We start from the raw sequence: 20793 nt of genomic DNA on the forward strand, positions 1-20793 counted from the left end.
GCAAAGTATAAAAACTTTGCAAATTTGTTTAAGATTGAGTTATTTTGACGATATAGCTTTATCTTGACTTGAAAGGAATGTTATGCAAATTTCTAGTTATAATTCTCAAAATTTTTCTATGGATATTAAAACAAAAAATGGCAATCATCTTTCTTTTTCTATGTATGATAAAAAAGAAGCAAAATTAGACAAAGATGGCAACTCAGCTTCTTTAAGTCTTAGAAATCAATTTGGTTTTTCATTCTCATACAATGGAACCAAACTTTCACAAGAAGAAATTGAAGAAATAAAAGAAGCAGTAGCCAAAGTACAACCTCAAATCGATGAATTTATGAAAAATTCAAGAGTAGGAACTTTAAAACCAAAAGAGCTTATCACCACTGCAATGAAAATCGGCAATGCCTTACCTGAAGCAAAAAATGAAGAACATAAAAAAGCTACTTTACATGAGTTATTTAATACCATGGATAAGAGTTTAAACAAAGAAATGAATAAAACTGATCTTGAAGATATTAAAAAACAAATTTTCCAAGATAGTGCTAAATTATTAGAAGAAATTTGGGAACAATATAACAAGCAAAAAGAAGAAAAAGAAGAAGATAATAAAGAATTTGGATTTTATGCTTAAAAAGGAAATAAAATGGAAGTAAAAGATATTTTAAAAAGCATGCTAGAACTCCAGCAAAAATTAAATGATGACACCAATGGTATAGGTTGGGAAAATGGCTATACCAAAGAAGGTAAATTGATTAGTTTTAGAAGATGTATTTACATGGAGTGTGCTGAGCTTATTGATTCTTTTGCTTGGAAGCACTGGAAAAGCATACACACTCCTGCAAACTGGGATAATGTACGTATTGAAATAGTAGATATATGGCATTTTATTTTAAGTTTGATTTTAGAAGAATATAAAGAAAAACAAATCAATGATAAAAATTTTATCGCAGAAGAAGTTTCTTCTGTGACTTTTTTTGATGATTTTTGCAAAGAAACTTCTAATCCAAATGAAGCAGATATCTATGGAATTTTAAATGATATTGAGCTTATTATCCATAAATGCAGTGGTTTTGATTATGATTTAGGTGAGCTTTTAAGTGTGTATTTTGTTTTAGCTAGAAAATGTGGTTTAAATTTCTTTGAGCTTTATAAAACCTATATTGGAAAAAATATTTTAAATCAATTCAGACAAGAAAATGGCTACAAAGAAGGCACTTATAAAAAAACTTGGAATGGCACAGAAGATAATGAAGTTTTAAATCAAATTTTAAAAGAAACACTAGATTATAAAGAAATTTATCAAAAGCTTCAAGAAAATTACAATCAAATTAAATGAATATACTATACCTAAGCTTGCAAGATTTTCTTAGCAAGCCTTTTTTAAAATTTTCTCTCTTACCTTTTTTAATTAGTTTGTTTCTTTTTGCCTTGCTTGTATATTATAGTTATGATATATTCTTTTCTTATATAGAAGATGTGGTTAGCGGATCTTTTATGGCTTGGTTTTTTAGCTTTTCTATAGTGCAATTTTCACTTGCATTTTTAAGTGCCATAGGTGGATTTTTCATAGTGGTATTTGCCTCAGTGTTTTTTACTATGCTTATAATTTCTTTTTTAACTCCTTATATTGTGAAAAAAATCAATCAAAAATATTACAACTATTCCATACAAAAAGAAGTAAATTCTTTAGAGGTTTTACTTAAAACATTCAAATTTTTACTCATTTCATGCGTATTGTTTGTAGTAGCTACTTTCTTATTAGTTATACCTTTTATTAGCATTGTGATTTATTATGGAGTATTTTATTATTTATTTCATAAACTTTTATTATTAGATGTATTAAGCAACGTTTTAGATAAAAATAACTTTGATGATTTTTATAAAAACTCATCACCCTTATACTTTAAAATCATCACTTTGATCTTTTTTGCTTTATCAAGCATACCTTTACTTGGTTTATTCTTACAAGTATTTTATGTGATTTTCCTAAGCCATTTATGCTATCAAAAAATCTTAAAAATCAAAGCTAAAAATAATGGATGAAAGAATTATAAATTTTATTCACTCGCAAAAACTTTTAAATTTAAGTATGCTTGATGATGATGGTGGAGTATATTGTGCAAGTTGTTATTATGCTTTTGATGATAAAAATTTTGCTTTAATTTTTGCTAGTGAAGAACACACCAAACACATTCAACTTGCCTATAAATCTCCCAAAGTAGCAGTTAATATAGCGCTAGATACAAATATCATCAATCTTATTAAAGGAGTGCAAATCAAAGCTCTTTTCCAAAAAGCCACCAAAGAGCAAGAAAAAATATACTATGAAAAATTTCCTTTTGCCAAACTTGCACAAGCTTGTATTTTTGCTTTAAATATACAATGGGCAAAATACACTGACAATAAAATTTTACTTTCTAAAAAATTAGAATTTTTTATTTAAAAATAATTCAAAAATATAATATTTTTTAATTAAAATAAATATTTTTTATAAAATTTTAAATATTTTTTGAATAAAATCACATATATTATTATCATCATAAAGTCTTAAATTTAGGCTTTTTAAGGAGAAAAAATGCTCTCTTCCATTAAGAAATACCTACTAGGTAATTTTTCTAACAAAATAGCCTTCTTGGTTTGTATTTTCGTTGTAGTTTTGTTATGTGTTTTAGGTTTTTTTAACTATGTAAAATCTAAATCCAATAGCCATACACTATTAGTTCAGTTTCAACAAAAAGTTGCTTTTGATGTGAGTAAAAGATTTGACTTATACGCAAGTGATAGACGTAATGTGATTAATTCTTTAACAAAATACATTAAAGAAAACAAACACAATCTAAATTCAGCACAATACACTAGCTTATTAAAATCTATAGGGGATTCTTTAGGTTTTGATTTAACCTATGTAGGTTTTGAGGATGGATCTATGTTTAGATCTAACGGTAACAACCAAACTCCAGAAAGTGGATATGATCCTAGGGCTAGAGGATGGTATAAGGAAGCTAAAGAAAAAATGGAATTAGTTGTAACAGAACCTTACATATCATCTAGCATGAAAAAACCAACTATTTCTTATGCTAGTCCTATTATAGAAAATGGAAAAGTTATAGGAGTGGTCGCTGCTGATTATGATTTGAAAAAATTCTCAGAAGAAGTTTTAGCTATAGGTAAAACACCTTATTCTCATGCAGCGGTTTTGGCTCATGATGGAACTTATCTTTTTCACACCGATTCATCTAAAATCTTAACTTCAACTGAAATTAGTAAAGATATTATTTCGAGTTATTTTAAAACACCCGAAGGTGCAAATAAAGTTCTTTCCAAGGATATTTTTAAAATTCAAACCAAAGAAGAAGGAACTAAAGCTTTAATTTGTAATGGTAGTATTAATCCAAAATACACCATTTGCTCTATAGCTGATTATGATTTTTACAGTGATGCGGCCGAGCAAACCCTAATGGAGCAAATCATCATTTCTCTAATTGCTATTTTTATTACTTTGATTTTCATTAGAATGATCATTTCTTACAATCTTAAACCAATTGCAATCATTTCATCAGGCTTACATAATTTCTTTAATTATTTAAATCATAAAGATGCTCATTCTCATCCTATCAAACTTAAAACCCAGGATGAATTTGGAAAAATGGCAGATGAAATTAATGAAAATATCGAAATAATCAAAGAAGCCTTAAGCAAAGACGCAAAAGCTATTGATGAATCTGTAAATGTTGCTAGAAAAATAGAAACAGGTGAGCTTAATTTACATATTAGTTCTCATGCTAATAATCCTCAAATTCAAGAACTTATAGAAGTTTTAAACAAAATGCTTACTACCTTACAAGTAAAAATCGGTAGTGATTTAAATGAAATTCAAGCTGTGTTTGATAGCTACAAACATTTAGATTTTACAGCAGCTATCAACACACCAAAAGGTGATGTTGAAAAAGCAATCAATGCACTTGGAAATGAAATCAAAAACATGCTCTCACAATCACTTAATCAAGGTGAATTATTAAACCAAAAGGCTGAAGCACTCAAACAAAGTATGCAAGAACTTACCAATGATGCCACACATCAAACCTCATCACTACAAGAAAGTGCAAGAGCTTTAGAACAAATGAACTCAGCCATGAGTGAAATCTCTATTAAAGCGCAAGATGTTGTAAAACAAAGCAATGATATTAAAAGTGTTACTACAGTAATTTCAGATATAGCTGAGCAAATCAACTTGCTTGCATTAAATGCAGCTATTGAAGCAGCGCGTGCAGGAGAACACGGACGTGGCTTTGCTGTTGTTGCTGATGAAGTTAGAAATCTAGCAGAAAGAACTCAAAAGTCTTTAGGTGAAATAGAAGCAAATACTAATATCTTGGCTCAATCTATAAGTGATATGGGTGAATCTATAAAAGAAGAAGCAAACGATATCAGTCAAATTAACGAATCGGTAGCTACTATAGAAAAGCTCACACAACAAAACTCTCAAACAGCCATACAAACTAATGCTATTGCAAATGAAGTAGATTCTTTAGCACAAGATATACTAAGTGAAACTAAAAAAAGAAAATTTTAAATATTAGATGCCTAAAAGGCATCTAATATTTAAGAAAAAGAAGGTTTAATTTGCTCTAACCAAGCTTCAATTCTACTTTCAGTTAAATCCTCATGATTATCATTATCTAATGCAAGTCCTACAAATTTATCACCTTCCACTGCATCACTTGCTTCAAAAGTATAACCACCTGTAGAAACAGCACCAACTAAATTTGCGCCTGCTGCTTTTAAAGCTTGAGCAAGTTTGCCCATAGCACTACAATATGTATCTGAGTAGCTTTCACTATCTCCCATACCAAAAACCGCAACAGTTTTACCGCTAAGATTTAAAGCAGAAAAATCAAAACCATCCCAATCATCTTGAAAATCTCCACTTCCCCAAGTAGAAGTACCACAAATTAATTTATCATAAGAATTAATTTTTTCTGCATTAATATCTGCGATATTTAATACATCAGAAATTCCTAATTTTTGAGCAATCATATTTGCTGCACTTTCAGTATTACCCATAGAGCTACCATAAATTACTGCTATTGACATTTAACATCTCCTTAAAATTTGATTATTAATAGTATAGGGAACTAATTTTAGCAAAGTTTTGTTATTTTCACATAAATTATGTCTTATTTCTTCATGTTGAGTGAAATTTTTATTTCTTGGATACACAATATAAAATCTTTCAAAAGAATTATCTTTTATAAATTGTAAAGCAAGCTCTATATCTTTATTATTATCTTTATAAAATAAAGGCATAACCGCCATTTTTTCATTGATAATAATAATGTTTTTGTAAATTGTTACTTTGGATTTGGTATTGCTTTTGCAAATTTTATCATACACAAAAGCCTCAAAAGCTACTTGCAAAGGTAAAGTAAAACTAGATGATAAAAACACATTTTGTATTAATTTAGCTAAAGCATATTTTGGTTTCTTTGCTTCAAGCTGTATTTTACTTAAATTTCCTTCTTTATAAGCTTTGATGATTTTATGAGAATATGGACAAAATCGCCTCACTTTATTAAACCTCAAAGCTCTTTCTGCACTCATATTTTGAATTTTTAGCTCAAAAATATTTCTCAAACAGTCAGCTTTTTTTGCATAGACATAAGGTATTTTTAGATCATCTTCAACTAAGGAATTATATAAATTTAAAAAAATATGATTAATACTTTTTTGTTCTAAAACTCTAAATATTTTAGGTATAAAATCCTCTTTTTCATTAAATCCAAACATACACTAAGCCTTCTTTGCACACTCATATGTTTGATCAAGTCCAAAAACTTTACAGTACTCACAATAAACACAACTTACACTGCGTTTAGCACAAACTAAAGGTATATTGCGTTTTTTTGCCTCTGTTTTGATTTTTTTCATAGTATTATGATTTAAAAAACTAGTCAGCATAACTATGCATTCAGTATTTTGTGGAATGGGTTTTCTATTTACCCTATTTTCATTTCTAGCATCCCAATGCTCTATATTTTTTGCACCTAGATTTGTTAAAACTGCCTTAATTGGAGTTATTTCATCTGCTCCGATAACCAAAACTGACATTGAGCTTTCCTTTTTATAAAAATGATAATTGTTATTATAATTTATAAAAGATAAATTTTAACTGATACTCAATATCAATTTTTAAATTATATATTATGGTTTTGTTCAAAGATATCTGTATGTAAAATTTCTTCTAAAACCACCGTTGCATACGAGCCTTTTTGCAAGAAAAATTCCAAAGTAAAATGAGCTTTTTCTTCATCATAATGACTTTTGCAATCTTGCAAATAAGACCACATAAAGCGTCTTGAGCCTTGCATTTTATTTTTAAACTCATATGCAAAAGAAAAAATCTCTTCTTCTAATTTTTTAGCTAGACCTTCATTTGCTTCATAAGCTTTAGAGCCTATTAAAAGACCCATTGCGCTAATATCTTTTTGATTAAATCTTTCTACTTCACTTGATAAATCTTCACATATAAAACACTTACCAAAAGGATAATGCCCTAAAACTTCACCTTTTAAAAGTTTAAAAAACTGCTTTTGATTTTTTAAACTTTTGATTTCTTCTTTTTCTAAGCCATAAATTTGCTTTATTTCTTTTTCACTAAAGTCATTAATAAAATGTGACAATTCCACTCTTTTACTCAAATATCTATTAAAAAGCTCACTTTGAAAAGCAGAAATTAAAAATTCTTGCATTTTTTTATTTTTGATTTTTTTGCCTTTTAAAATTTCTAATCCTTGTGAAAAATTATCTTGAAATTTGCCAAAACGCTGATATCCAAAATAATTAGCAAAACCTTGTTCTTGAATATTTTTAAAAGCTTGTTCTATTTTTAAAGCATCTACTTTAGAAACTTTTTTTAATCTTATAAAAAATGAATTTCCTTTCAAATGCCCTATTCTAAGTTTATTATCATGATAAAAAGTTTCTAAAATTTTCATCTTATCATGTTTAAAATTTCTTAAGCTTTCTTCAAATTTTTTAGGCATAGAAATATATTGAAAAGTTAAGCCTTGTTTATCTTTTAAACCACTATAACCAAAATCTCTCATTCTAACACCACTTTGCTCACTTAAAATTCTCAAAGCTTCACTAGTGCTAAGATCTTTTTTTTGTATATGCAAAATTAAATGTTCACCTTTTCCACTAAATTCATACAAAGGCTTTTCTCTTACTACAAAATCATTACTATTTTTCGAAAAATACACATTTATCGGGCTATGTTTTAAAGCATATAAGGGTTTAAAAATGATGTTCTCTTCCATAAAATTTATACCTTCCTGTTGTTGTTTTTGCAAAAATATTTAATTTAATTCTATGTTTTTTTGCCATATTTTGTATAAATGCTTTATGTTTTTTATCAAAAGCAAATAAAATTTCATATTCTTCTGCACTATTTAAGCTAAATTTATCTAATTTTTTAAAAAATTTTATACTAAGTTGGTTTTGAAATAACATTCTTGATAAGTCTTTATTTAAACCATCTGAAATATCCATACTCACTCTAACTTTTTTTGCTATATCATAAAAAAATTTTTGTCTCAAACTAGGTTTTATAAAACGATGTTTAGAATGCAATTTTCCACCGCGAAATAATATATTTAAACCTTTTAAACTCTCGCCTAATTTTCCACTAAAAGCAAACAAATCTCCTTTTTTCAAACCTTTTCTAAAAATAGCCTTTTTATTTACTTTAGAAATAATAGTTATACTAATATTGATTTTATTATCTGCTATAGTATCTCCGCCTATAATTTGTACTCCAAATTCTTTTGCACTATCTAGCAAGCCTTTTTGCAAAGCTTTAACTTGTTTCATATCTAAACATTTTGGTAAAGAAAGCCCCAAAAGAGCATATTTTGGCGTAGCATTCATAGCAATTGCATCAGAAATATTAACAAGCATAGCCTTTGCTCCAATTTGTTCTAAACTCATCCAAGAGCGCTTAAAATGCACGTCTTCACAAAATAAATCTTTAGAATAACAATATCCATCGATGATTGCCCCATCATCTCCATTGATAGGATTAGCAAAGGCATTGATAATAAATTTTTCTTTATCCATGTGAATATTTTATACAAAAAGCTTTTAATTTTATATAATAATCAAATTTTTATAAGTTTAAAATGTATATAATGAAAAATAATACCAAGGATTAAAATATGCAAATAACTTTAAGAATTTTTCGTTTTGATAAAGATAGTGATTATTTAGCTTATTATAAACCTTATGTTTATGATAGTAAAAATTTTAAAAGTGTTTATGATATTTTAGTACAAGTGAAAAAAGATGATATATATTTTGACTTTGAAGAAAATCCAGAAAGTTGCATTAAAATCAACCAAGTCGCTATTAGACAAAGAAGAGATTTAAATAATATCATTGAAAAATTTGGAAAAGAACTCATCATAGAACCACTTGATACCAAAAGAGCAACCAAAGATTTAATCATGGATAAAAGTGATTTTTTAGAAAAGTTAGAGCTTTTTAAAGGACTTATTGATATACACGATGTAGAACTTTACAAACAATATGACTTTTTATATTATACAAGTGAAGTTAGAGAATTTTTACCTGAATATCTAGGAGATAGCTTTTTTATATTTGCTTATAAAATGCTACTTAAATACCCAGAAAAAGCACCACAATTTTTAAAACTAGTCGCAGATGAAGAAAAAGGGATTTACTATCATACTAAATTTAAAAATTTTATTTCATCAAATGAGCTTGATTATGAATCTTATATTAAAGAATTAAAAGTTATGCTTGTAAAATCAGGCCTTGCAAGAAGTATTTTTTAAGGAATTAAAATGTATAAAATTTATACTAATAGTAATAATGATTTATTTTGTTATTTTGATATTATCAAAAATGCTTTAGATGTAGTCAGTGTTGAAAGCACACTATGTGAAAGGCCTTTGGGTAAAAATTATTTTATTATTGATTATGATCCAAAAGATATCCTAGATGAATATTCTAGGATGATGGATGAGGATAATATCTTAGCTTGCGAATACAGCTCTTATGAAATTATGAGCAAAATTGAAAAAATTCAATATGCTCCAGAAGTTTTTTTAAAGCATCTTAAACAAGAACACATTAAACATTTTTTTGAGCAATTTAATATAGGTGTTTATCAAGGATTTTCTAATGCGAGCTGTTCTTTAAAACTTACTAAAATACTTAAAGCAAATATAATAGATTTTGAAAGGAAATACAAAAGCTGTGGCTATGGATTTTTAAATTTAAATGCTGAGCTAGCTTTCAAAAGTGCTGCTGCTACAATGTTAGATGCTTATGATAGTGGTTGTGATTTTCTAGTGGTTGAGGATTTTTATTCTTTTTATATGTTTGACAAATGCTATAAAGAATTACAAGCTATTTCAAATAGAAATTTTGAAGATTTTTATATTTTAAGTTTTGCAGAGCTTGCAAATTTAGCCCTAGGTATAGTACCATATACTTTAAAAAAACACAAATTAAAAGTGAGTTTAATCAATGAAAATCGCTCTTGAATGTAAAGATTTAATTTTAGAAAAAACTTTAGAAATTGCCTTGAAAGATTTTTTAGTTTTAAAAAAAGATTGTGATTTTTTAGTCTGTGATGAAAAAATCAATACACAAAAACCACAATTCATCATCAATAAAAAATCAAATTTTTTAACCCCTCCTTTTAATATGCAAGAATTGCTTAATGCCTTAAATGATTTCAATGCAAGTTTGCAAAGCATTGCTTATAAGATTGCTATGCGTGAGAAAAAACTTATGAATCAAAAATGTGAAGCCATTTTAGAGCAATTGCGTCAAGAAAGTCATGAAAAAATCGATGCGATATTTGATCTTTACAAAACAGAGTTAAAAAACCTCATCAAAGAAGAAAATAATAATGCATAAAACACAAGAATATCAAAGCGTAAAAGATTTTTTAAAAAATTACAAAGAAGATAAAAAAACAAACTCAAAAAAACAAACTCAAAAAATTTATACCACTATAGAAAGCGGAATCTATAAGGGTAAAAAAATTTTACTTCCTAGTCTAGACACTACAAGAAGCACCAAAAGCATAGTAAAATCATGTGTTTTTAATGTTTTGCGTTTTTCTTTACAAAATAAGGTTTTCATAGAAGCCTTTGGAGGAAGTGCTTTAATGGCATTAGAGGCAAGAAGTAATGGTTGTTTAAAAAGTTATGCCATAGAAAAAGATAAGAAAGCTTATGAAATCGCTTTAAAAAATGCTTCCAACATTGATCAAAACACCATTTGTTTTAATGATGATACTTTTAAAAAAACTCCTCAAATTATTCAAAATTCTAAAGAAGATATTATTTTATATCTTGATCCGCCTTTTGATATTAGAGAAGGTTTTTTTGATATTTATGAAAAAACTTTAAAATTGATAGAAAATATACAAAATTCAAATGTAAAAATCATCATCATAGAACATCACAGCACTTTTAAAACTCCAGCTAAAATACAAAATTACGAAAAAACAAAAGAAAAAAAATTTGGCTCAACCACTCTAAGTTTTTACTCCTTTATATAAATTTGGAACTTTTTTTGCTTTAATTTATGAAAATAGCATAGATTAAAGGAAGAATCGATGAGAATATTATTTTTGAGCTTAGCACTAAGTCTAAGCGTTTTTGCAGCTACTATCAAAGAACTTACCAATGTAGTAGGTGTTAGAGATAACCAACTTATAGGATATGGTTTGGTTGTTGGTTTAAATGGAAGTGGAGATGGTACAAGTAGCGAATTTACTCTACAATCTATTTCAAATATGCTTCAAGGTATGAATGTAAAAATTAGCCCGGGCGATATTAAATCAAAAAACACAGCAGCAGTAATGGTTACAGCAAAACTTCCTGCTTTTGCAAGAAGTGGGGATAAGCTTGATGTAAGTGTAGCTTCTTTAGGCGATGCCAAATCTTTACAAGGTGGAACCTTACTTATGACAGCTCTAAAAGGGGTTGATGGAGAAATTTATGCAGTAGCTCAAGGTTCTTTAGCAATAGGCGGACTTAGTCCAAGACCAGGTGCAGCAGGAACACACTCAACCTCAGCAAATGTTATCAATGGTGCAGTAGTAGAAAGAGAAATTCCACAAAACTTTAGCCAAAGTGAAGATTTGGTTTTAAGTTTAAAAGAAGCAGATTTTAAAACGGCTAATAATATAGAAAGAGTTTTAAATACTATTTTTGATACAGATATAGCAAAGGCTTTAGATTCTAGAACTATAAAATTAACAAAACCTGAAGAATTTTCTCATGTTGAATTTATGGCAAGAGTATTAGAACAAGATATAGCTTATACTCCAGAAAGCAAAGTGATCATCGATGAAAGAACAGGAACTATAGTAGCAGGTGTAAATATAGAAGTTGAACCTATATTAATCACCCATAAAGATATCACGATAAAAATTGATCCAAACAATACCGTAGCTTTAGGACAAAATGAAATCGATATGAAAGATGGTGGCATTTTAGATCCTGTATCTAATACTTTAAAAATCACAAACAATAAAACAACAGTAGCAAATATAGCTAGAATGTTAAATAAACTTGGAGCAGCACCAAATGATATCATAGCTATTATGCAAAATCTAAAAAGAGCTGGTGCAATTAGTGCTGAATTAGAGGTGATATGATGAGAGTTGATAATTATTTAGCGAGCAAAAACTATAGCAGCGAACTTTATGAAAGTATTACTAAACACAACAATAGCTACAAGGCTGCCAAAAACTATGCAGATAGTGCTTTTAAAAATGATTTAACTCATATACAAGCATTAAATGATGAAGATAAAGCTTTAAAAGAACAAACTGATGCTTTTGAAGCTTTTTTAATCAAAAGCGTTTTGGATATTTCTTTAAAACAAGAAAACTCTTTATTTGGAAAAGATGCAAGTGATGAAATTTATTCATCTATGTACAATGATACTATGAGTAAAGCATTAAGCGGGGGGTTAGGTTTTTCAAAATTATTATTTGATTATTTAAAAGAAAGGGGTTAAGTTATTTTTTTAAGTGTCGATATAGTTCTTAGAGTTTTTCAATAGAACTGGAGGCTTAAAATGATAAACCCTATACATCAAAGTTATGTAGCTCAAGTTGCTACTAATGATTTAAATAAAACAGAAAACAAAGAAAACAACAAGGCAAAAGAAACTCAAAAGGTAGAAGAGAGTAAAGCATCTTTGATTGCTTCGCAAATAAAAAATGGCGCGTATAAAATAGACTTACAAGCCACTTCTAAAGCAATAGCAGATTCTTTATTATAATTTTTATCCTTTTTTGGGTTAGTGCCTAAGAAAGGATAAAAAATGGTTAAACAACACCTAGACAAAACAAATTCTATTTTAGAAAAACTCATCAATCTTACTTTAGAAGATATAACCCAAATTCAAGCTGCTAATCACCAACATGTAAGCAAAAGCGTAGAGGAAAAAACTAAACTTGTAAATGACTTTCAAATTGCTAAAAAAAATCTTGATAAGGCTTTAATAGAACTTAGCAATCAAGGAAATAATAAAGGCTTAGATGAGCTTTTAGATGATGAAGATAAAGAAAAACTTGCTCTTTTAAAGCAAAATTTAAACACCTTACATCAAAAAAATAAAGAATACGCTAAATTAGCTCTTATTATTAAAAATTTTTACGACAATCTCTTAAATACAATGTTTGAACAAAATGGAACAAATAATGCTTATGGAGATAATAAGACAATTCCAGATTCATTATTTAAGATCAATGTTTAAAGGTTAAGTCATGGGAATTTTTGATAGCTTATATACAGGGGTTAGCGGTATTAGAGCTGCTGAACTTCAAATTAACACAACAGGTAATAACATCTCTAATGCAAATGCGGTGTTTTACACTAGACAAAGAGCTGTGCAAAGTTCGGGTATGTCTCTTGATAGAGGTGGTTTACACCTAGGAACAGGTACGCAAATTGATACTATTAAAAGATTACATGATGAGCATTCTTATTATGAATTAAAAAATGCTACCACTCAGCAAAACTATACAAATTACTTAGGACAAATTTTACAAGAAGCAAGCCAAAGATTTCCTGATATGCAAGGAACTGGTATTTTACAAGATTATAAAAACTACTATGATGCGTGGAATAACTTTGCTTCTAATCCAAGTGATGGAGCAAGTAAAATAGATCTTGTTAATAGCGCAAATACACTAACTCAAAACATACAAAAAACCTTACAAGATCTTAATAAAATGCAACAAACTGTCAATGAGCAAATCAAGCAAACTGTAGATGAAATTAATAACATTGGTCAAGAAATTGCAAATATTAACAAACAACTTGAAAATGAAGAAGTTTTACCTACCGATAATGCAAATCAATTAAGAGATAAAAGAGATGAGCTTGAACTTAGACTTTCAAAATTAGTCAATGCGGTAGCTTGGAAAGGAACAAGCTCTCAAGATAGTACTTTAGAATCTACCATGACTGATTCTGGAAGATACTATGATTTAAGCATTCAAGGCTTTAGTATAGTCAATGGCTCTAGCTTTCATCCTTTAAAACTAGACAATAACAACCCTAATGGTTTTTATCAAATTTATTATGAAGTAAATGATGAAAACCGCTATGATTTAACTAGTAAAATTTCAGGCGGACAGCTTGGAGCTCAACTTGATCTTAGAGGTAGAAATTATGATGGCAATCACGATACTTACAGTGATGGAAAATTGCAAGAGTATAAAGATATGCTCAATACCTTTACAAAAACACTTATAACCCAAACTAATAATGTCTATGCTCAAGCAGCTACAGATAGAGTCAATTCAGATGATTTAAAAGGTTTAAAGCCTGATACTTCTTTAATGAGCTATGATAAAAATATTCAAGCAGGAAGCTTTGACATCACAATTTATGATGAAAAAGGTGAGCCGGTTGCTACTAGAACTATAAAAATTGATGTTAATACCACCATAGAAGATGTTGTTAAGCAAATCAATGCAGATATTGATGATAATAAAAATGGTCAAAGTGGCGATGATTTAAATGATTATTTTCAAGCCTTTTATCATTATGATGGAAAAAGTGATAGTGGGAATTTCCAAATCAATGGCTTAAAAAAAGGTTATAAAATAGCCTTTAAAGACAATGGCACAAATTTCCCAGGCGCTTTAAATGTATCTTCATTTTTTAATGGTCAAGATGCAAGCAGTATTAATGTAAATTCAAGTATTAGAAATGATCCAAATAGCTTAAAAGCTAGTTCAAACGGAGTTGATGGAAATAACGATGTAGCAAATGCTATGTTACAACTTCAAAATCAAAAAGTAAATTTTTATAATAAAGATGGTACAGTAGATACTATGACTTTAGATGGATATTATAGAAAATTTACAGGTCAAATTGCTTCAGATGCTGAAAGCAATGGCTTTGCACATGCAACTAATATGACAGTATTTAATACAGCTTATGCAGAATATCAATCAAAAAGTGGTGTAAATACTAATGAAGAATTAGCAGCGCTCATACAATATCAAGCAAGTTATGGTGCTGCGGCTAAAATCGTAACTACTGTTGATCAAATGCTTGAAACCTTACTTGGTTTAAAATCTTAATGCAAATTAAAGCTCTTTTAGATGAAGCAATTTTAAGCAAAAACACTCAAAAAGAGCTTTTTTCTCATCCTGATCCTTTACAAATTGCAAGTGTTTATAAAGATGAAACCATAGCTTTGCTTTGCGCTTTATTTGCTTATGGAAATGCTAAAAATATTGTAAATTTTTTAAAAAAACTTGATTTTTCCTTGTTTGAAAGAAATGATGAGATTATTAAAAAAGAATGCAAAGATCTAAAATACCGCTTTCAAAACCATCAAGATATAGCTCAAATTTTCATCACACTCAAACGCTTAAAAAATGAAAATAGCATAGAAAATATTTTTACCAAAGCTTATCAAAAAGAACAAAATATCACACATGCAATAAAAGCTTTCATAGAAACAATTTATAAGCTTAATCCTTATAAAAGTTATGGTTATGAGTTTTTCTTTTCAAAAGAATTTAAAACTCCAAAAGGTCCTTTAAAAAGATACAACATGTATCTTAGGTGGATGGTAAGAAAAGATGAATTAGATTTAGGTTTGTTTAAAAATATAGACAAAAAAGACTTACTCATACCCTTAGATACTCATACTCATAAAGTTTCATTAAAACTTAAGCTTTTAAAGCGTAAGATTTATGATTTTAAAAGTGTTTTAGAGCTTACGCAAAGTCTTAAAAAATTTGATCCTGCTGATCCTATAAAATATGATTTTGCTCTATATAGAATCGGACAAAACAAGGAAAGCTTATGGAGCTTGAATTAACTTATTATGTGATTTTATTTTTTGTTGCTGCTTTTGCAGGCTGTGTTGATGCGATTGTAGGTGGTGGTGGACTTATTACCATACCTGCTTTATTTGCTTGTGGAATTCCTCCTCATTTAGCCCTAGCTACCAATAAACTTCAAAGTACCTTTGGCTCACTCACTGCGGTTTTAGCTTATAGAAAATCCATGCACATAGAAAAGATAGCTTTGGGAATTTTATTTACTGCTATTGGTGCAGCCATTGGAACTTATGCAGTTTTACTAATAGATCAAAATGCTGTTAAAATCATTGTATTAATTTGCCTTATTTTAATCTTTTTATATACTATTTTCAAACCCGATTTAGGCCATGTTCATAATAAAGCCAAAATGAGCACCACAAGCTTTCAAATCACTTTTGGTTTATTACTTGGCTTTTATGATGGTTTTTTAGGGCCTGGAACTGGGTCTTTTTGGATTTTTGCCTGTGTGATATTTCTTGGTTTTAGTATGAAAAATGCAAGCATTAATACCAAAATCTTAAATTTTACTAGCAATGTAGTAGCCTTAGGGGTATTTTTATACTCTTATGAAGTGCTTTGGAAAGTTGGTATTTTAATGGGTATAGGTCAAATTTTAGGCGCCTTTGTAGGCTCAAAACTAGTTTTAAAAACACAAGGAACTTTTATCAAAAAACTTTTTTTAACTATGGTTGCTTTAACTATAGCTAAGGTTGCTTATGATTATCTTGCTTAAATTCCTTGACTAATTTGCCACATAGGTAAAAATACACCCAAGGCCAAAACTAAAATCAAACTCGCCATAAAAATTGTCATCAAAGGTTCTAAAATAACCAAAAGTCTTTGGATGTAATTTTCTTTTTTATATTCATAAAATAAAGCAAGCTCATAAGTACTTTCATCTAATTTAGAACTTTTTAAAGCTAAATTTAACATTCTTATCACAAAAGGCTCAAAAAGCCTTGTGTTAGAAAAAGCTTGAGCTAAATCAAATCCTGATTCAAATAAAGTCTTTACAATAAACATTTTATTTTTAAAAAATTGATTTTCTATGCCTTCACAAGCAAGCTCAAAAGCTCTTTTTATATCCACCCCTGCCTTTAATAAATACGAAAAAATCAAGAAAAAACAAAATTTATCTTGATAAAATATTATTTTTCCAAAAATGGGAGAATAAAAAAGAATTTTATGAAAAAACAAAGACTTTCTAAAAGAATAAGCAAGTATTATAAAAACTCCCACACTCAATAAAATAAATACATAAAAATGTTTAAAAAAATCTCCTACAATAAAAAGAATTTGAGTAATTTTTGGCAAATCTAATTCAAGTTGCAAAAATAAAGTTTTAAATTCAGGCAAAACCAAAATCATCAACACAAAAAAAGCTAAAATAATACATGTAAAAACAAAAAGTGGATAAGTTATAGCCTTTTTAAACTGCTTAAAACTATGAAGGTTTTTCTCTTTTAGATTAATGATAATCTCAAAAGCCCTATATAAATCCTCCTTACCGTCACAAATTTTTAAAACAGCACATTCTCTAGAATTTAAAACACCTCTAAAAGCTTCATTGTAAGAGCTTCCGTTTTTGAGTTTATTATAAATAGCACTAAATATTTTAGCTATATGCACATCATGATTTGATCTTGCAAACTCTAAAATAGCTTCTTGTAAGCTTAATCCTGCTTTTAAAACCATACTTAAATCTTTAAGGATAAAAATAAGCTCTTCTTCTTTAATTTTATGTTTTGTTGTTCCAAAGTATTCTTCAACACTAATTATATTTTCAAATGATTTTTGTGCAAGATTTCTGGCTTCATATAGATTTTTAGCTTTAATTATACTTTGTTTTTGCTCTTTATTTAAAGCATAAAAAATAATAAATTTTTTCAAAAACCAATCTTTCTTAGCTCATCTGCACTTGTTAAACCAAGCTTAACTTTTTCCAAAGCATCCATACCTAAAGTTAAAAAGCCTTTTTTTAAAGCATATGTTAAAATATTTTCATAATTTGCATTATTTTCTATCATACTTTTTAAATTATGGTCTAAAAATAAAAACTCAGCTACCATTAAGCGCCCTTTATATCCACTATACATACACTTAGTACAACCCTTTGCTTTATAAAATTTTCCTTCAAAAACTTGATTTTGAAAATGAAATTTTTCATCGCTAAGTTCTTTACATTCACATAGTTTTCTTACCAAGCGTTGGGCTATAATCAAATTAAGCGCATAAGCTATTAAATATTCTTTTGCACCCATGTGCTTCATTCTAAAAATAGCTTCTATAGCACCATTAGTATGCAAGGTGCTTAAAACTAGATGCCCACTTAAAGAAGCTTTTAAAACTATATCCAAACTCTCATCATCTCTGATTTCACCCACCATAATCACATCAGGATCTTGCCTTAAAACCGCTCTTAAAGCTTTATGAAAATCAAAACCAGCTTTAGAATTTAACAAAATTTGCTGAGCATGTTTAAGTTTATATTCTATAGGATCTTCTAGAGTAATAATTTTTTTATTTTGATCAAGCTCGTTTAAAATAGCATGCATAAAAGTACTTTTACCACTCCCCGTTGGCCCACAAAATAAAATCAAACCATAGGGTGCATTTATATATGTTTTTAACGAGGTTAAATTTTCTTCTTTAATAAAAAGTCTATCAAGTTTTAAAACATGCTCATCTTGTTTTAAAATTCTAAACACTACACTTTGTCCAAATAACAAAGGCATAATTGAAATTCTAAAATCATACTTTTGCTCTAAAATAATCTTAGAAAAACTCCCATCTTGAGCTTGTCTTTGTTCGGCTACATTAAGCAAGGCAATGATTTTTATATGCATTAATAAAGCCTGATAAGAACTCACATTAAGACTATGTATATATTTTAATTCTCCATCTATTCTAAATCTTATCAAAACTTCATTTTCCAAAGGCTCCAAATGAATATCACTTGCTCTTAAAAAACAAGCATAAGTTAAAATTAAATTCAAAAACTGCTCTAATAAAAACTCATCTTTATTTTCATCACTTTTTAAATTAAGCTCTAATTTATCAAGGTAGTTTTGAAAGCAAATTAAAAATTTAATCCTTTCTAGTAAGAATTTAAATTGTGTAAAATCACAAAGAAAAATTTTAATAACTTTTAAGCGGTATAAATTTTGTATTTTTTCTAAAATACTCTCATCTAAAGGTTTTAAAGAAGCTATATGAATATTTTCATCATCTTCATAAAAACAAAAAATATTATATTGTTCTATTAAAGAAAAAGGTAAAACATGGAGATATTTTTCTATTTTAAGAGTTTGGTTTAAGTCTAAAATTTCTAATTTATACTCTAAAGCTAATTCTTGCAAAGAAAACTCATCTGAAGTTTTTGTTGTTTTTATATCATTCAAAATAATTTCCTAAAAGTTTTTCATACTCTTCTTTAGCTCTTAAAGCATCTTCATGCTTTCCAAGTTTTAATTTAGCATTGATAAAAACTAGCCACGCTTCTTTTTCCAACAACTCAAATTCATTTGCCTCAATAGCCCAAAAAATAGCCTTTTGATAATCTTTTATTTGATAAAAATATTTAGCTAAATTTAAGGCATTTTCATAACTTGGATGATTGATAAATTTTTCATAGAATACATTTTGCTCAAAACTTTCATTTTGAATATTCATTGCATTTAAAAAAGACAAACAAATTAAAAAATTAAAACATATCATCTTCATGTTCAAAACCTAATTCTTTTAAGCTTAATACTTTTTTATCAGCTCTTATTAAACTTGGTTTGATGATAAAAACTATTTCGCTAATATCTTCTAAATTTTGCTTTCCTTGAAATAAAGCTCCAAAAAGTGGTATTTTAGATAAGGCACTGACTTCATTATGATTACTAATCGTATTTTTACTAATCAATCCACCCAAAATTAAAGTTTGCCCATCATCAACTTCAACTACAGTAGAAAGCTTTTTTTGTATGGTATCTGGTGCTATATTTCTTGGTTTATTTTGTCTATGGTTATCAACACTATATTTAAAATCACTCAAACTAGGATTAATTCTAAGCATGATTTTGTGATCATCTGAAATTTCAGGCAAAATATTTAGTAAAATTCCTACAAAAATAGAATAATTATTATAAGTCTCACTAATGGTCGTACCATTTTCAGTACCCTTAGAGCTTTCTTTTACTTGATAATTAATCGTATCACCTATGGAAATAATAGCTTGTTGATTATTAAGTGCCATGAGTTTTGGGTTAGAAAGCACAGTGGTTTTACCATTTTCTTGTAATAAATTTAAAATAGCTTTAGTTTCAACATTGGCTTTAAGATTGATATTTCTAACACCACCTTTATTGATTATAAAATCATTATCATCTCCATTAAGTTTAAAAGCAAGCTCTTGCCAGTTAATCCCACTTGAATGACTTTTATTTAAATGTACAGCAACTATACTTACATCAATTAAAACTTGCTTTTTAAGTCTTTTATTTAAATCTTTTAAATATTTTTCAACTCTTGTAAGCTCATATAAAGTAGCATTTAAAGTGATAATTCCTGCATTAGTATTAATAATAGGCTTAGTTGTATTTTCATCTAATAAAGCTTGTATTTCTTCTGAAATTTTTTCCCAAAAATCAAATTTATCTGTGCTAATAACTAGATTATCTGCTTCTTTAGTACTATCATAATCGCCCTGTTTAGGTCTTGAATCCACTGAAGCTTTAGTAATGCTTTGTCCTTCTCTAATAGAGCTTATATAATGCACTTTAAAAGTTTTAACTTGTCTTCCATAAATTTTTAAAATATTTTTTTCATACTCATAAGCAAGATTATTTTCCATCAATAAAAGTTTAAAAATTTCTCTTAAAGACATCTTTCTTATGTGTAGATAATTTTGGGTATGATTTAACTTTTCTCTGGCTAATGAATCTTTTATTATAATGCTAAAACCACATTCTCTACCAAGTTCATTTAAAATTTCGATCAAAGAAGTTTTATTTTCTACACTTATATCAAAAAAGCGCTGATGGCACTGTGAGGCAAAAACATTTGTAAAAGTTAAAATACTAATAAATAAAAATATTATTTTTTTCATACAATTTTAAAACCATGATTTTTTCTTCCTTTATCAATATAACTTGAGAATTTTTAATCTCAACAATCTTAAAACCTTCAATATCATCATTCAAAGCATACCATTTATCATCAATCTTAACTTTATTAGAAACGATAGCTTGTAAGGAAAAATCAGATTTTATATTTGTAGTTTTTTGAAAAAAAGGATCTTGAATCAAAGAAAAATCAACATCATTACAACTTTGATTCAAAAATGGGTACTTAGTACCAAAAGCACCAAGCACCCATAAACTCACAAGTAAAAATCGAAGCAAATT

At 28.1% G+C, this 20793-nt stretch carries 25 protein-coding genes and 2 pseudogenes; 17 read left to right on the plus strand and 10 right to left on the minus strand.

Going from position 1 to position 20793, the window contains the following annotated elements:
- The first annotated feature begins 82 nt into the window (after window positions 1-82).
- The 6 genes and pseudogenes from CAMP18497_RS01580 to CAMP18497_RS08285 all read left to right on the plus strand — a co-directional run.
- Window positions 83-628 carry an ATP-binding protein gene (locus tag CAMP18497_RS01580; protein WP_337212232.1) on the plus strand — a complete coding sequence of 182 codons (546 nt, stop codon included), beginning with the start codon at window positions 83-85 and terminating at the stop codon, window positions 626-628.
- A gap of 12 nt (window positions 629-640) precedes the next feature.
- Entirely contained in the window at window positions 641-1333 is a 693-nt protein-coding gene (gene dut / locus CAMP18497_RS01585; protein ID WP_337212233.1) for a dUTPase, read from the plus strand.
- On the plus strand, window positions 1330-2040 hold the full coding sequence (locus CAMP18497_RS01590) for an EI24 domain-containing protein (RefSeq protein WP_337212234.1): 711 nt from the start codon (window positions 1330-1332) through the stop codon (window positions 2038-2040). Before dut ends, CAMP18497_RS01590 begins: the two co-directional genes overlap by 4 nt.
- Window positions 2033-2440, plus strand: a complete 408-nt coding sequence (locus tag CAMP18497_RS01595) for a hypothetical protein (protein ID WP_337212235.1) — start codon at window positions 2033-2035, stop codon at window positions 2438-2440. Before CAMP18497_RS01590 ends, CAMP18497_RS01595 begins: the two co-directional genes overlap by 8 nt.
- Window positions 2441-2572: 132 nt before the next feature.
- A pseudogene (locus CAMP18497_RS08280) lies at window positions 2573-3232 on the plus strand (cache domain-containing protein); the annotation flags it as partial.
- A gap of 945 nt (window positions 3233-4177) precedes the next feature.
- Window positions 4178-4570 (plus strand): annotated as a pseudogene (locus CAMP18497_RS08285) (methyl-accepting chemotaxis protein); the annotation flags it as partial.
- Window positions 4571-4599: 29 nt separating this feature from the next.
- On the opposite strand, the gene fldA reads toward CAMP18497_RS08285, so the two are convergent.
- The 5 genes from fldA to CAMP18497_RS01625 all read right to left on the minus strand — a co-directional run bounded on the left by fldA (window position 4600) and on the right by CAMP18497_RS01625 (window position 8115).
- Entirely contained in the window at window positions 4600-5091 is a 492-nt protein-coding gene (gene fldA, locus CAMP18497_RS01605; RefSeq protein WP_337212237.1) for a flavodoxin FldA, read from the minus strand.
- On the minus strand, window positions 5092-5784 hold the full coding sequence (locus tag CAMP18497_RS01610) for a hypothetical protein (protein ID WP_337212238.1): 693 nt from the start codon (window positions 5782-5784) through the stop codon (window positions 5092-5094).
- 3 nt (window positions 5785-5787) lie between these two features.
- Entirely contained in the window at window positions 5788-6105 is a 318-nt protein-coding gene (locus CAMP18497_RS01615; RefSeq protein WP_257395101.1) for a DUF2325 domain-containing protein, read from the minus strand.
- Between the two features lie 86 nt (window positions 6106-6191).
- Window positions 6192-7325: a tRNA pseudouridine(13) synthase TruD gene (gene truD / locus CAMP18497_RS01620; RefSeq protein WP_337212322.1), complete on the minus strand. Its 1134-nt coding sequence runs from the start codon at window positions 7323-7325 to the stop codon at window positions 6192-6194.
- Window positions 7294-8115: a thiamine-phosphate kinase gene (locus CAMP18497_RS01625; protein WP_337212239.1), complete on the minus strand. Its 822-nt coding sequence runs from the start codon at window positions 8113-8115 to the stop codon at window positions 7294-7296. Before CAMP18497_RS01625 ends, truD begins: the two co-directional genes overlap by 32 nt.
- Window positions 8116-8213: 98 nt before the next feature.
- Between CAMP18497_RS01625 and CAMP18497_RS01630 the strand changes: the two genes are divergently transcribed.
- Genes CAMP18497_RS01630 through CAMP18497_RS01680 form a run of 11 tightly spaced genes read left to right on the plus strand, consistent with a single transcriptional unit; the run spans window position 8214 to window position 16133 of the window.
- Window positions 8214-8852, plus strand: coding sequence for a DUF5644 domain-containing protein (locus tag CAMP18497_RS01630; RefSeq protein WP_263726446.1), 639 nt, complete (start codon window positions 8214-8216; stop codon window positions 8850-8852).
- A 9-nt stretch (window positions 8853-8861) separates the two neighbouring features.
- Window positions 8862-9566 (plus strand): hypothetical protein, encoded by a 705-nt coding sequence (locus tag CAMP18497_RS01635; protein WP_337212241.1) that lies wholly within the window; start codon window positions 8862-8864, stop codon window positions 9564-9566.
- Window positions 9550-9945: a hypothetical protein gene (locus CAMP18497_RS01640; protein ID WP_039640928.1), complete on the plus strand. Its 396-nt coding sequence runs from the start codon at window positions 9550-9552 to the stop codon at window positions 9943-9945. The genes CAMP18497_RS01635 and CAMP18497_RS01640 overlap by 17 nt, the downstream gene beginning before the upstream one ends.
- Window positions 9938-10594, plus strand: coding sequence for an RsmD family RNA methyltransferase (locus tag CAMP18497_RS01645; protein WP_337212242.1), 657 nt, complete (start codon window positions 9938-9940; stop codon window positions 10592-10594). The genes CAMP18497_RS01640 and CAMP18497_RS01645 overlap by 8 nt, the downstream gene beginning before the upstream one ends.
- Window positions 10595-10651: 57 nt before the next feature.
- Window positions 10652-11698, plus strand: a complete 1047-nt coding sequence (locus CAMP18497_RS01650) for a flagellar basal body P-ring protein FlgI (protein ID WP_263674797.1) — start codon at window positions 10652-10654, stop codon at window positions 11696-11698.
- On the plus strand, window positions 11698-12063 hold the full coding sequence (locus CAMP18497_RS01655) for a rod-binding protein (RefSeq protein WP_039617679.1): 366 nt from the start codon (window positions 11698-11700) through the stop codon (window positions 12061-12063). Before CAMP18497_RS01650 ends, CAMP18497_RS01655 begins: the two co-directional genes overlap by 1 nt.
- 60 nt (window positions 12064-12123) lie before the next feature.
- Complete coding sequence (locus CAMP18497_RS01660; RefSeq protein WP_214125878.1) at window positions 12124-12330, plus strand: flagellar biosynthesis anti-sigma factor FlgM; 207 nt, start codon at window positions 12124-12126, stop codon at window positions 12328-12330.
- Between the two features lie 42 nt (window positions 12331-12372).
- A complete protein-coding gene (gene flgN, locus CAMP18497_RS01665; protein WP_337212244.1) occupies window positions 12373-12807 on the plus strand; it encodes a flagellar export chaperone FlgN in 435 nt (144 codons plus the stop codon).
- 10 nt (window positions 12808-12817) lie between these two features.
- Complete coding sequence (gene flgK / locus CAMP18497_RS01670; protein ID WP_337212245.1) at window positions 12818-14647, plus strand: flagellar hook-associated protein FlgK; 1830 nt, start codon at window positions 12818-12820, stop codon at window positions 14645-14647.
- The gene (locus CAMP18497_RS01675; RefSeq protein WP_337212247.1) at window positions 14647-15396 is read left to right on the plus strand and encodes a TIGR02757 family protein; all 750 of its coding nucleotides are present in this window, start codon (window positions 14647-14649) and stop codon (window positions 15394-15396) included. Before flgK ends, CAMP18497_RS01675 begins: the two co-directional genes overlap by 1 nt.
- Complete coding sequence (locus tag CAMP18497_RS01680) at window positions 15381-16133, plus strand: TSUP family transporter (RefSeq protein WP_263677033.1); 753 nt, start codon at window positions 15381-15383, stop codon at window positions 16131-16133. The genes CAMP18497_RS01675 and CAMP18497_RS01680 overlap by 16 nt, the downstream gene beginning before the upstream one ends.
- Here CAMP18497_RS01680 and CAMP18497_RS01685 read toward each other — a convergent pair.
- From CAMP18497_RS01685 to CAMP18497_RS01705, 5 genes are read right to left on the minus strand one after another with little or no spacing between them, the layout of a single operon-like run.
- Window positions 16130-17290: a type II secretion system F family protein gene (locus CAMP18497_RS01685; protein WP_337212248.1), complete on the minus strand. Its 1161-nt coding sequence runs from the start codon at window positions 17288-17290 to the stop codon at window positions 16130-16132. The two genes, CAMP18497_RS01680 and CAMP18497_RS01685, sit on opposite strands and share 4 nt — an antisense overlap.
- A complete protein-coding gene (locus CAMP18497_RS01690; protein ID WP_337212249.1) occupies window positions 17287-18801 on the minus strand; it encodes a GspE/PulE family protein in 1515 nt (504 codons plus the stop codon). The genes CAMP18497_RS01685 and CAMP18497_RS01690 overlap by 4 nt, the downstream gene beginning before the upstream one ends.
- Window positions 18794-19123: a hypothetical protein gene (locus tag CAMP18497_RS01695; RefSeq protein WP_263727591.1), complete on the minus strand. Its 330-nt coding sequence runs from the start codon at window positions 19121-19123 to the stop codon at window positions 18794-18796. Before CAMP18497_RS01695 ends, CAMP18497_RS01690 begins: the two co-directional genes overlap by 8 nt.
- A complete protein-coding gene (gene mshL, locus CAMP18497_RS01700; protein WP_039617665.1) occupies window positions 19104-20495 on the minus strand; it encodes a pilus (MSHA type) biogenesis protein MshL in 1392 nt (463 codons plus the stop codon). Before mshL ends, CAMP18497_RS01695 begins: the two co-directional genes overlap by 20 nt.
- Window positions 20467-20790, minus strand: a complete 324-nt coding sequence (locus tag CAMP18497_RS01705) for a hypothetical protein (RefSeq protein WP_337212251.1) — start codon at window positions 20788-20790, stop codon at window positions 20467-20469. The genes mshL and CAMP18497_RS01705 overlap by 29 nt, the downstream gene beginning before the upstream one ends.
- Window positions 20791-20793: the final 3 nt, after the last annotated feature.

The organism is Campylobacter sp. W0066.1, assembly GCF_024723635.1.
Classification (GTDB): domain Bacteria; phylum Campylobacterota; class Campylobacteria; order Campylobacterales; family Campylobacteraceae; genus Campylobacter_D; species Campylobacter_D lari_C.